This is a genomic window from Candidatus Nealsonbacteria bacterium, assembly GCA_019923625.1.
In the GTDB taxonomy this organism is placed as follows: domain Bacteria; phylum Patescibacteriota; class Minisyncoccia; order Minisyncoccales; family RBG-13-42-11; genus JAHXGN01.
Genome location: JAHXGN010000015.1, coordinates 1 through 12,171, shown reverse-complemented (window position 1 = coordinate 12,171; position 12,171 = coordinate 1). Strand labels below are relative to the sequence as shown.

The 12,171-nt window shown below is 37.0% G+C and carries 12 protein-coding genes and 3 tRNA genes; 2 read left to right on the top strand and 13 right to left on the bottom strand.

Translation table 11 applies throughout. The features are described from left to right. Positions 1 to 197 precede the first annotated feature (197 nt). From groL to pilM, 11 genes are all read right to left on the bottom strand, one after another. Complete coding sequence (gene groL, locus KY055_02315; GenBank protein ID MBZ1345438.1) at positions 198 to 1,817, bottom strand: chaperonin GroEL; 1,620 nt, start codon at positions 1,815 to 1,817, stop codon at positions 198 to 200. Positions 1,818 to 1,836: 19 nt separating this feature from the next. Further along, positions 1,837 to 2,127, bottom strand: a complete 291-nt coding sequence (locus KY055_02310) for a co-chaperone GroES (GenBank protein MBZ1345437.1) — start codon at positions 2,125 to 2,127, stop codon at positions 1,837 to 1,839. Between the two features lie 283 nt (positions 2,128 to 2,410). Further along, a complete protein-coding gene (locus KY055_02305; protein MBZ1345436.1) occupies positions 2,411 to 3,256 on the bottom strand; it encodes a prepilin peptidase in 846 nt (281 codons plus the stop codon). A gap of 143 nt (positions 3,257 to 3,399) precedes the next feature. After that, positions 3,400 to 3,894: a type II secretion system GspH family protein gene (locus tag KY055_02300; GenBank protein MBZ1345435.1), complete on the bottom strand. Its 495-nt coding sequence runs from the start codon at positions 3,892 to 3,894 to the stop codon at positions 3,400 to 3,402. 245 nt (positions 3,895 to 4,139) lie between these two features. Further along, positions 4,140 to 5,357: a type II secretion system F family protein gene (locus tag KY055_02295; protein MBZ1345434.1), complete on the bottom strand. Its 1,218-nt coding sequence runs from the start codon at positions 5,355 to 5,357 to the stop codon at positions 4,140 to 4,142. A gap of 9 nt (positions 5,358 to 5,366) precedes the next feature. Continuing rightward, the gene (locus KY055_02290) at positions 5,367 to 6,437 is read right to left on the bottom strand and encodes a type IV pilus twitching motility protein PilT (GenBank protein MBZ1345433.1); all 1,071 of its coding nucleotides are present in this window, start codon (positions 6,435 to 6,437) and stop codon (positions 5,367 to 5,369) included. Between the two features lie 121 nt (positions 6,438 to 6,558). Further along, positions 6,559 to 8,289, bottom strand: coding sequence for a GspE/PulE family protein (locus KY055_02285; GenBank protein ID MBZ1345432.1), 1,731 nt, complete (start codon positions 8,287 to 8,289; stop codon positions 6,559 to 6,561). 12 nt (positions 8,290 to 8,301) lie between these two features. Beyond that, a complete protein-coding gene (locus tag KY055_02280) occupies positions 8,302 to 8,583 on the bottom strand; it encodes a hypothetical protein (GenBank protein MBZ1345431.1) in 282 nt (93 codons plus the stop codon). A 6-nt stretch (positions 8,584 to 8,589) separates the two neighbouring features. Then, the gene (pilO, locus tag KY055_02275; GenBank protein MBZ1345430.1) at positions 8,590 to 8,913 is read right to left on the bottom strand and encodes a type 4a pilus biogenesis protein PilO; all 324 of its coding nucleotides are present in this window, start codon (positions 8,911 to 8,913) and stop codon (positions 8,590 to 8,592) included. 108 nt (positions 8,914 to 9,021) lie between these two features. Continuing rightward, on the bottom strand, positions 9,022 to 9,552 hold the full coding sequence (locus tag KY055_02270) for a hypothetical protein (GenBank protein MBZ1345429.1): 531 nt from the start codon (positions 9,550 to 9,552) through the stop codon (positions 9,022 to 9,024). A 35-nt stretch (positions 9,553 to 9,587) separates the two neighbouring features. After that, a complete protein-coding gene (gene pilM / locus KY055_02265) occupies positions 9,588 to 10,685 on the bottom strand; it encodes a type IV pilus assembly protein PilM (protein MBZ1345428.1) in 1,098 nt (365 codons plus the stop codon). A gap of 51 nt (positions 10,686 to 10,736) precedes the next feature. On the opposite strand from pilM, the gene KY055_02260 reads away from it, so the two are divergent. After that, complete coding sequence (locus KY055_02260; protein ID MBZ1345427.1) at positions 10,737 to 11,480, top strand: ComF family protein; 744 nt, start codon at positions 10,737 to 10,739, stop codon at positions 11,478 to 11,480. Between the two features lie 156 nt (positions 11,481 to 11,636). On the opposite strand, the gene KY055_02255 is transcribed toward KY055_02260, so the two are convergent. After that, positions 11,637 to 11,718, bottom strand: a tRNA-Ser gene (locus KY055_02255). A gap of 85 nt (positions 11,719 to 11,803) precedes the next feature. Further along, positions 11,804 to 11,887: transfer RNA gene (locus tag KY055_02250), tRNA-Ser, on the bottom strand. Between the two features lie 128 nt (positions 11,888 to 12,015). On the opposite strand from KY055_02250, the gene KY055_02245 reads away from it, so the two are divergent. Next, positions 12,016 to 12,087: transfer RNA gene (locus tag KY055_02245), tRNA-Arg, on the top strand. The last annotated feature ends 84 nt before the right edge of the window (positions 12,088 to 12,171 follow it).

The window sequence follows — 12,171 nt, the reverse complement described above, 5'->3', positions numbered from 1 at the left end:
GATGAGGGCGAAGCCCTCAGCGACTACCCGAGCGAAGCAAAGGGGCGGAGATGAGGGCGAAGCCCTCAGCGACTACCTCTTCAATTTTTAAGCCAAAATTTCAATTATTTAAAGTCCTTGCAATATTAAATGGCGCGCAAAATAAAAATGCCATAAGCGCAACCTATGGCATTTTTTACAAAAAAGAGTTAACTCGTCTAATAATCTCCGTCCATTGGCGGCATACTGCTGACTTTTTTCTTCTCCTCCGGGAGCTCACAAACTACTGCCTCGGTTGTCAAAAGCATGGAAGCGGCAGAAACCGCATTCTCAAGAGCGGTTCTGACCACTTTGGTTGGGTCAACAATGCCATTTTTAACCAAGTCCTCATAAACCATTTTCTGGGCGTTAAAACCTTCATTAGGTTTCATTTTTCTGACCTCGGCCACAGCTACCGAACCATCAATTCCGGCATTCTGGCTAATTCTCCTTAAAGGTTCTTCTAAAGCCCTTTTTAAAATGTTAAAACCAATTTTTTCTTCGGCTTCAACACCTACTTTTTCTAAAATTTCTTGAGACCTTAAAAGAGCCACTCCGCCGCCCGGCACAATTCCTTGTTCAATGGCTGCCCGGGTGGCTGATAAAGCATCTTCTGTTTTGTGTTGCCTGGCTTTTTGTTCAACTTCGGTAACCGCTCCCACCTTAATTACAGCTACGCCGCCGGCTAACTTTGCCAGACGCTCTTGTAATTTTTCTTTGTCAAACCCTGATTCAGTTTTTTCCAATTCTCTTCTGATTTGTTTTATTCTGGATTCAATTTCTTCTTTTTTTCCTTTCCCCTCAACAATGGTCGTGTTTTCTTTGGCTGAAACCACTCTTCTGGCTGAACCAAGTTGTTTTAATTCAATGTTTTCTAATTTCAACCCTAATTCTTCACAAATAAGCTGAGCCCCGGTTAAGCAAGCAATATCTTGAAGCATTTCTTTTTTTCTGTCACCAAAACCGGGCGCTTTTATTGCTAAAGAATTAAAGGTGCCTCGGAGTTTATTAACCACTAATGTTGCCAAGGCATCTCCTTCTACTTCCTCGGCAATAATGACCAATTCTTTTTTGCCGGTCTGGGCTACTTTTTCCATTGTTGGCAGAATTTCATTCAAGCTGGAAATTTTCTTATCCGTAATTAAAATAAGGGGGTCTTCAAAAACCGCTTCCATTCTTTCCAGGTTTGTAATCATATAAGGAGAAACATAGCCCCGGTCAAATTGAAGGCCTTTAACAATTTCTTTTTGAAGGCCGAATGTTTTTGATTCCTCAATTGTCACAACTCCATCTTTTCCAACTTCTTCCATAATTTGGGCAATTAAATTGCCAATTTCCGAATTTTCAGCGGCAATAGTCGCTACCTGGGCGATTTCTTCTTTGGTTTGAATTGGTTTGGAAACTTTCTTTAAATTTTCAATGACTATCTTGAGACCCTTATCCAAGCCCCTTTTAATTGCCAAGGGGTTTGAACCGGCCGTAACATTTTTTAAGCCCTCGTTAATAATTGATTGGGCAAGTAAAACAGCGGTTGTTGTGCCGTCACCAGCAACATCATTGGTTTTTTCTGCCACTTCTTTTAAAATTTCAGCTCCCAAATTTTCAATCTTATCATCTAATTCAATTTCTTTGGCAATGGTCACCCCGTCATTGGTAATCGTCGGACTACCGAAACCCTTATCTAAAACCACATTCCTGCCTTTCGGCCCCAAAGTAATAATAACCGCATTGGCTAATTTATCAATTCCGGCTTTTAATTTTCTTCTGGCTTCTTCTGAATATTTAATTTGTTTTGCCATATAATATACCTTGAAACGATTATTCAAATATCGCCAAAATGTCTTCTTGTTTGGCGATTAAATATTCTTTATTATCGACCTTTATTTCATTGGGACCGTATTTGGTAAATAAAACCTTATCGCCAACTTTTATTTCTAAGGGAATAATTTTACCAGAAGAAGTTTTTTTGCCGGGCCCAACAGCAATAACCTTTCCTTGTTCTGGTTTTTCTTTTTCTACTGTTTCGGGCAACAAAATTCCACTTTTGGTTTTTTCTTCTTCTTTAATCGGTTCAATTAAAACATGGTCTGAAAGGGGTTTAATTTTCATAAAAAAATATAATCCTAATTATCCGAACTTATCCGAATGTTCCTAATAAATATTCGGAGAATTCGGATGTCATTCGTAGATTGGAATTAAGTTTGTTTTAGCAAGCGCGACCTTTGAAAGTCAATTACTTTTAGTCAAAGGAAATAAACTCTTTTCTCCACCCCTGGCTCAGCTTTGCTTTGTTCGGGTACCCGAGCGTCATAGCGAAGGGGCGGAGATGAAGATTTATCTTCATCGACTATATAAATAATATAATTCAATGAAAATTTTTGTCAAGCGGGAATTAAATTAAAAATAGGTTTAAGTAAAAAGAAATTATTTGGGGCCCAAAAAAAATTGAAATAAAAGTGCCGCTAACCAAAAATGGGCCGAAAGGAATCTCTGATTTTAAGGTTTTTTTCCGGCTAATGAGCAGAATTGCGCCTATAAAAGCTCCAAGTAAAAAAGCCAAAAATAGGGCAACTAAAATATTCGGCCAGCCCAAAATCAATCCCATTAAAAAAGCTAACTTTATATCTCCTATTCCCATCCATTTACCGCCCGAAATCAAAACTATTGTCAGAAAAAAAATTGCCGCGCCTAAACCGCTTAAAATTGAAAATTTGAAAATTGAAAATTGATTGAAAATTAAAAATTGAAAATTAAAAATTAGGGCTATTCCAATGGCAGAATAAATAATCCGGTCGGGAATGATATAATGTTTTAAATCGTAGACGAAAATAACAATTAAAAAAGAAGCGATTAGCCAGTAATAAATTAGGTTTAGAAAATTAAAAATTGAAAATCTTGCCCCGTTAGATACGAAATTATCTAACGGGGTGAAAAAATTGAAAATTAAAAGAAATATCGCCGCCGTTGATATTTCAACCAAAGGATACTGCCAGGAAATTTTTTGACGGCAGTAACGGCATTTTCCTTTCAAAAGAAAGAAGCTAAAAAGGGGAATGAGGTCTTGCCAAGATAAAACATAACGGCAATTAGGACAATAAGAACGGCCCCAAAACAGGGCTTCATTTTTTTCCAGCCGATAAATTAAACAATTCAAAAAACTGCCGACTGCCAAGCCGAAAAAGAAAAAAAGAGGATAAAAAAAGGGTTCAAAAAAGGGGGGCTGAAAAAAAGACAACATTGTTTAATTGTTTATTTACAATAAGGCGGGTTTTAGCCGCCTTATTATTAAATACCTGAGCCGTAGCCAATAACAAAAATAGAAATAAGCCCGGAAGCAAGGTCAAGTTCATTGACTATAGTCCTTAAAATCAGTGAAATTCTTTAAGAAGCAGGACAATTTAGAATAGTGGCAGCGGCCGGGCAAGTAGTAGTTGGATCGGTCGTGGTTTCAAGCGCTCTTCCCTCATCAGTGCAAAACCAACGAGCTGGTGTTGCATTTAACCTGCTGAAAATACAATACTCTCTTGCGCTGGTTCTGATGGGAATCGGCCCAAGAGCCGGAGAACCATGACCGCCGTTAGCAGTAATATCATCGCAAAGGCCAGCCATTTCAGCTGGCTGAGCTGGGGTTGGGGTACACCTAAGGCCAACAAAAGTTGCTCTTGGTGATTCCCAAATAGCGGCCTGTGTTCTCATTTGGGCTATAGCCATTATAATCCGGGCATCCCTAGCCCTGTCTCTGGCTCCGCCCAAGCCAACCAAAACAATAGAAGCCAAAATACCGATAATAGCAATAACAATCAAAAGTTCAATAAGAGTGAAACCCTTTGATGAACTCGGGGCATGTGCCTTTTGAGCTTTAAAAATTCCTTTCATTTTTTTACCCTGTTAAATGTCCTGTTAATTCTTTTGCTAAAAGTAAAAGAAAATCGAAGATTTTATTTAATAGGACAATTTCGCCGAAGGCAAAATTATTTAACAGGGTGAATTTATTTTAATTTAAAAAAATTATCTCGACCTTTTTTATGTCTGTTTATATTTTGTTTCTTTTGTAATTTTTTGTCAAGTCCTTGGAATTTCGGATTACTTCGTAAATTTGAATTTCTCTACAAGGTCAATAATTAACGAGCGCCCATGCCGCCAATAAGCTCGTAAAGAGGAACGAAAACAGAAATAACCACTCCTCCGACCAACAGGCCTAAAAAAAGAATTAAAATCGGCTCTAAAAGTTTAATAAAACTATCGGTTGCCCTTTCCACTTCCTGCTGATAAAACTCAACCACATTGAGCAGGGTATTGGCTAATTGACCGGATCTTTCTCCAACTAGAACCATTTGGAGAAAAAGGGGGGAAACATATTCCGGATACTTTTCCAGAACAGAGCTTATTGTTTCTCCTTTTCTGACTCTGTCGCGAGTGGTTAAAATTATGTTTTTGTAAATTTCATTTCCTGCCACATCAGCTGTTACTTCCAAAGCCCGGGCAATAGGTAATCCCCCGGAAATCAGGGTTGCTAAATTTTCGGCAAAACGGGAAAGATAAATTTTTTTGGTTAAGTCCTTTATTAAAGGAACTTTTAAAAGGAAACGGTCAAAAAATTTTTTCCCCATTTTTGTTCGGGAAAAAAAAGGAAGCGCCACTATTAAAAATATAACCAAAATAACAAAGAGCCACCAATATCCGGCAAAAATTCCAAAAAGAAAAAGTGTCATTTTGGTCATAAAGGGAAGTTCTCCGCCATATCCTTCCATAATCTCAACCAAGCCCGGTAAAATATAAATACTCATAACAATACCCATGATAAAAAAAAGGAAAAGAATAAAGACCGGATAAATAAAAGCGCCCATTACTTTTACCAAAAGATTATGTTCTCTTTCTAAATGGTCGGCCAAATAAAGCAGGGATTCTGAAAGTTTTCCTCCTGCTTCCCCGGACTTAACCATACCGACAAAAAAAGGAGAAAATTGTCTGGGATAAGAAAGGAGGGCCGAAGAAAGAGAATTTCCGGAATTGACATCTTCGGTAATTTTAGAAATTATCTCTCGGAAAAGAGGATTAGTGCTTTGGCGGCCTATGGTTTTTAACGACTCAACCAAGGGAACGGCTGATTTAAATAGAATAGATAGTTGTCGGGTAAAAACAACAATTTCTTTTCTGGAAACCCGTCTGAAAATTTTGATTTCTTTGGCGTAAAGAGGTTTTCTTTCTGCTTCTTCAAGATAAGTAATATAAAGTCCGCCTCTTTCTAAAATGGAAAGGACGCTTTCTTTGGAGCCCGCTTCTATTACCCCAACTTGAAGTTCTCCTTCTTCGGTTCTGGCTTGATAATTAAATTTCATAGATTAGTTTTAATATCTCAACAAATTTTTCAATTCAGATGGATCTAAAGAATAATCAATGGCTGATTCTAAGGTAATTTCTTTGGCTTTAATTAAATTAACCAAAGCCCGATTTAAAGAATTCATACCTGCTTCAGCCGAGGTCTCAATAATCAAGGGAATTTCATGAATTTTGTTTTCCCGAATTAAATTAGCCACCGCCGGAGTGGAAATCAAAATTTCAAGAACGGGAATCAGGCCACCCTTGATTCGAGGAACCAATCTTTGAGAAATAACTCCCAACAAAGAACCGGCTAATTGAGCTCTGATTTGGGTTTGCTGTTGGCTCGGGAAAGAATCAACAATCCGATAAATGGTTTGGCTGGCAGAGTTGGTATGAAGAGTGGCAAAAACCAAGTGTCCGGTTTCAGCCGCTGTAATGGCAATAGCCATGGTTTCCGGATCTCGCATCTCTCCGACCATAATAACATCCGGGTCTTGACGAAAAGCAGACTTCAAAGCCCGGGGAAAACTTAAAGTGTCCTGATAAACTTCTCTCTGGTCAACAATAGCTTTATCGGATTGAAAAATATATTCAATCGGGTCTTCAATAGTAATAATGTGTTCTGACCGGCTATGATTTATTTCATCAACCATGGCGGCTAAAGTAGCGCTTTTGCCGTGACTGGAAGGACCGGTAATCAAAACAAAACCCTGTCTTGATTTGGTAAATTTATGTAAAACCGGAGGTAAATTCAATTCTTCAATTGTTTTAATTTTAGTTGGAATCAACCTCAGGGCGCAAGAAATATTGCCTTTTTGGAAAAAAATATTAACCCTGAATCTGAAATTTCCTTCAAAACAATAAGAAAGGTCAATTTCTTTCTCTTTTAAAAATCTTTCTCTTTGGTCTTCATTCATTAATTCAAAAGCCAATCCCCGGGAATCCTCAAAAGAAATTATTTTTTCTTTGACCAAAGAAGTTAATTCGCCGGCCAGCCGCAAAACCGGCGGATGGCCGGCGCAAATATGTAAATCCGAGGCCTGTTGAAAAATGGCTTTTTCTAATAATCTTTTAAGTTGGGAAGAATAATCTGACATCTTGATAAATTTAATAAATTTCAACATTGCCGGGCAGTCGCTGAGGGCCTTGCCCTCATCTCCGCCCCTTCGCTTCGCTCGGGTATGCAAGTCCGAGCATGCGGGCGCCGGGCCCCGGATTTTATTTTTCTTCGGCTACTCTTAAAACTTCTTCAAGTGTAGTCGTTCCTTCCAAAACCTTCAAAATGCCGTCTTGTTTCATAGTTAGCATTTCTTGACGCCTGGCTTCTTTGCCAATACTACTCTCCGACGGTTCTTTTAAGCTTATTTCGGCCAGTTCTTCGGTCATTAAAAGAATTTCATAAACAGCAATTCTGCCCCTATATCCCTCTCCTTTACATTTTTTACAGCCAACTGCCTGATAAATTAGAAAAGGGGAAGAAATCTTCAGTTCTTTTTTGATTGAAAGCGGCAAATTATCAATTTCTTTTGAAAGTAAGTCCTGAACTTCATTTAAGGGTTTAATTTCTTTTTTACAGAAAGGGCAAAGAGTTCTTAATAATCTTTGGGCAATACCGATGCTTAAGGTTGGGGCAATTAAAAACGGTTCTATCCCTAAATCAATTAAGCGGGGAATAATTCCCAAAGAGGTGGTCGTATGAATGGATGATAACATTATGTGACCGGTTAAAGCGGCGTGAATAGCCAAAGAAGCGGTTTCTTTATCTCTGATTTCTCCAACCATTATAATATTAGGGTCTTGTCTGAGCATGTGGCGAAGACCGGTCGCAAAAGTATAACCGATTTCCGGCCTAACTTGGGACTGGTTAATTCCTTCAACAAAATACTCAATCGGGTCTTCCAAAGTCATAACATTAACTCCTTCTTTGTTTAAAATTTGTAAAATGGCATACAAAGTGGTCGTTTTTCCGCAGCCGGTCGGACCGGTAGCTAAAATCATACCATAGGGTTTTTTGATAGCTTTTTTGATTTTTTCAAAATTTGGACCTGTTAATCCCAGTTCTTCAAATTTTTTCAAACCAGTGGTCGGGTCAAGAATTCTAATAGCCACTTTCTCTCCTAAAATAGTCGGGAAAGTAGAAACCCGGAAATCAATTTTTTTATCATCAATTTTGATAGAAAAACGGCCGTCTTGGGGGGCTCTGGTTTCATCAATTCTTAAATTGGAAAGGATTTTGATTCGAGCGACTATTGCCGGATGAATTTTCAGGGGCAAAGAAAGAGAGGAATGTAAATTACCCAAGACCCGATAGCGAACTCTGATTTTTTCCAGACCCGGTTCAATATGGATATCAGAAGCCCCGCCCTCAACCGCATTTCTTAAAATAACCATTACCACTTTAGAAATTGGCGCATCTTCAGTTAATTTCTCCACCTCGACTGCCCCAAAAGCGCCCCTTTCGGCTATTTTGTCTTCGGCTTGTTCCTCCTCCAGTTGTTCAAGGGCTTTACCAACTTCTTTTTTTAAACTGCGGTACTTTTTTAAAAGTTCGTTGAAATCGGTTAGGGTAATTAAAAAAATTTGATAAGAAAATTTTCTCTGGCGGCTAATAAATTTTAAGACCTCTTTGGCTTTTAAGTCCTCGGGAAAAACCATTCCCACATCTAAAACGTTTTCCTTTATGGCTAAGGGAATCATTTTGTAAAACTTGGCCGATTCTTCGGGAATTTCTTCCAAAATCTTAAGAGAAATATCTTCAATGGTTATTTTTTTAAGAGGTATTTTTAATTTCTCGCTTTTGAGATTAAATAAAAGGTCTTCGGAAGTAATTTTTTCCTCCAAAATCAATTCTTCTTCTTTTTTACCCGAAGTTTTAATCTCGGTTTCCAAAGCCAAGGCCCTTTCTTTGGCCAAAATTCCTTTTTTAACTAATTCCCGAATTAAAGTCATAAAATTGGCGATTTAATACGGCAGAAAGGGATTTTCTCTGCCCGAAACCTCTTTTGAGGGAGTAATTTCTTCAAAGGGCTGAAGGTCTTTTAAAATTTGGCTTCCTAAAAATTCAAAATTTATTTCAATTTTCCTTTCCGGCATTATAATTTCGGGTTCGTCTAAAGGTTGAATCCCTGGTATTTTAAAAAATCCCTGGTACCAGAGTATTATTAAAATAGTCACCAAGATAATCCCGCCTGAAATAAAGAGGAGTTTTTTTTGTTTTTCTATTTTTTGATAAAAATAAGCCATATTTGGTTAATAAGAATGAAATTTTAAAGTAAGGGAAAAACCGAAAAGTTCTTCTTCTCCGGGAGTAGAAAAAGAAATATTTTCTATTGTAAATAATCTGGCGCTTTTTTCCAAAGCCGAGAGAAAATTTTTAAAAGCCGGGTAAGAACCAACAACAGTAAGACCAAGAGAGTGTTTTTTTATATCCGAACCCTCTTTCAGGGGTTGGCTAACCAATGAAGAAAAATCTTTAAAAATTAAGCCATTTCCGGCGCTGGTTTTTTGAAGGTGGCTAATTACGTCGGGTAAAAATAATTCCGAAGGAAGGGCTGAATCAATTTTGGAAAGCACTTGATTAAGTCCTGATATTTCGGAAAAACCAAAAAGACCAAAAGAAAAATAGCCAGAAAAGAAAAAATAATAATGGCCACGGTTTTATTCATATATATATTATACTCCTTATTTAAAAATCTGGGGGTCAACTGAAAAAGAAGCATCAAATAAAATAACCCCCCTTTCTCCAATTGAAAATCCGGCTGAATGAAAATCCCGGATTCTTTTTTCATTTCTAAAAGTAATAAGCTGGGCTTTAAAAACAGAAAAATCTTTGGCTTGACCATTAAGGGTTATTTTTTGTTCCGCTAAATTAAAAGAAATACTGGAAAAGAAAACTTGGGGATGGCAAAGTTCTTGCAAGAGAGGAAAAATTTTTGAACTAAAGCGGTGTTCTTTAATTAGGAAAGAAAAATCTTTGATTTTTCTTTCAAGGACTTTCAATTTTTTTTCCAAAAGAGTGATTTCGGCCGGAAAAACACCTTCTAATGCTAATAATTTTTCATATTTTTGAACTTCTTTTTGGGTTTGATTTTTAAAATAACCTAAAAGAAAATAGCCCAAAATAACTGAAATTAAAAAAAATATTGAAAAATAAAATAAAAAATTCAGCCAAGGAGGCAATTTGGGTGTTGGTTTGGGAACAATTTCAATCATACTCTTTATTATTTTATTATATTACAGTTTATTTTCTATTCCAAGCCACGCAGAGCCATTCCAGCCGCCACGGCATAGACGGGACCCGTTTCCTTTAAGGTGTTTTCTAAAATCGGGGGGTAAGAAAGATTGGAAAACGGCTGGGCAATTGAGACCTCAATTTTAAGTTTTTCCTGAAAATAGTCCTTAAGGCCGGGCAAATAAGCCGTTCCTCCGGCTAAAATTATTTTTTGTACTTTTTTTTCTTCGGTTTGAAAAAAATTATCTATTATTTTTTCAACTTCTACTAATATTAAATCAATAAAGGGTAAAATTAAATCCCTGATATTCTCTTCCGGAGCCAGGTTTTTGGTTTCGGAAAGAGAAGGAGAAATAATACCTATTTTTATTTTTAATTGCTCGGCTTTATTATAATTTATACCTAAAGAATTGGCAATAAGATAAGTCAGATTATTTCCCGAAACTTCAAGGTTATGACTTCTTTTTAAAATAGAATTGTCAACAACACTGCAAGTTGTGCTTTGAGCCCCTATTTTAACCAAAATTATCGGATTTTTTTCCTCTTTCAATAAAGAACGACAAAGGGCAAAGACCTCAGCCTCCAAAGCGCCCAATTCCAACTGGGAAAATTTAGCGATTTCCTGATATTGGGAAATGATTTCATTGGGAACAGCCACTAAAATAATTTTTATTTTATTTTTTTCCCGGCCCGAAAATTGACCGTCAATAACCTGCCAGCCCAAGGTTACTTCGGAGAGAGGAAGGGGAATATGCTGGCGGGCGATAAAATTTATCGCCTGAGGGATTTCTTTTTCGGTCATTGGCGGCAAATCAAACCAGGTAAAAAAACTGGTAAAATCGGGAATAGAGAAAAAAACCTTTTTGGTTTTAATTTTAGTTTCTTCTAAAATTGCTCGAATTACTTTAACAATATCCTCTGTTGAAAAAGAAAGGATGTTTTTTTCAAAAGTTCGGAAAGGCCTTTCCTGAAAAACAGCGGTTGAGACCTCGGCATAGTTTTCAAGGATAATTTTTTTGCCGGCTTTATTTAATTCAACGACCTTAATAGAAGAAGCGCCTATTTCTATGCCCAAGGCCTTTTTTGAACTTATTTTAAAAGGTAGCCAAATCATCAATTATGATTATATAATAAAATAATAAAATAATCTATATCTTTAGGGTAAATGAAAAATTTTTTGTTTTTGGTTAAAAAATTTTTAATTAATCTTTTCTTTCCGGTTTTTTGTTTAAGCTGCGGCAAAGAAGGAGAATATCTTTGTCAGGATTGCCGGGCGATTTTACCAATTTCGGAAAATTATTTTTGTCTTTGCCAAAAACCAATTAGATTGCCCAAATCGGGAAAATGTAAAAAATGCCAGACGAAAAAATTAAACGGTTTATATTTTGCTCTTTCTTATCAAAATAAATTGGCCAAAAAAATAATTCAAATGTTCAAATATCAGCCCTTTGTCAAGGACTTGGCAAAAACCCTTGCTTCTTTAATAATAATTCATTTTCAATTGATTGAAAAGGGAGGCAACTTTTCCGATTTTATTTTAATCCCTGTTCCCTTAGCAAAGAGAAAATTAAAAGAACGGGGTTTCAACCAGGCAGAGGAAATCGGAAAAGAATTATCCGATTTTCTGAAAATTTCTCCGCTCGGCAATTGTTTGTTTAAAATAAAAGAAACATCGCCTCAAATTGAACTTTCGGAAAAAGAGAGAGAAGAAAATGTTTTGGGTGTTTTTTCTTGTCAAAATAAAAATAAAATTCAGGGGAAAAAAATTTTTCTAATTGACGATGTTTACACCACGGGTTCGACAATGGAGGAATGCGCCAGAGTTTTAAAAACAGCCGGCGCCAAAGAGGTCTGGGGAATAGCGGTAGCCAGAGCCGAACCGGGAGAAGATAATTTTGAAAATGTTTAAATTACTTTTTATAAATATAATTTTAAAATATAATTTAAACAAAATAAAAACCGGCATTGCCGGTTTTTTAGGGTTGCGGAGCCCTGTAGTAGAAATTTGACAGTCGCCGAAGGCGAATAAATATGAGCAGGGCTCAGTCAAATTTTCACTGCGGGGCGGAGGGTGCAGGACTCGAACCTGCAAGGGCTTGCGCCCACTGGTTTTCAAAACCAGCGCATTGCCATTCTGCCAACCCTCCAAAAATAATTTATTACCTGGCGGAGAGGGTGGGATTCGAACCCACAAGTCGCTGTTAGGCGACATGGTTTAGCAAACCATTGGAATGACGGGTGGGATTCGAACCCACAAGTCGCTGTTAGGCGACATGGTTTAGCAAACCATTGGAATGACCGTTATCCGACCTCTCCAAGTAATTTTATTTTATCCCCTAAAAATATTTAAGTCAATTTGATACTTCGGCAAGCTCAGTATCAATCCTGAGCAAATTGAAGGATTGATTTTAGATTAATTTTATGATAAATTTTAAATGAGTTTTGCCCTCGTAGTTTAATGGATAAAACGGGAATTTGCGGAGTTTCAGATAGAGGTTCGATTCCTCTCGAGGGCACCCCATTAGAAATTTTGTTAATCAAGTTATTATTAAATAATTATTTTGATTTAATTCAAGTTTGGAATTTCTAACGGGGCAAGC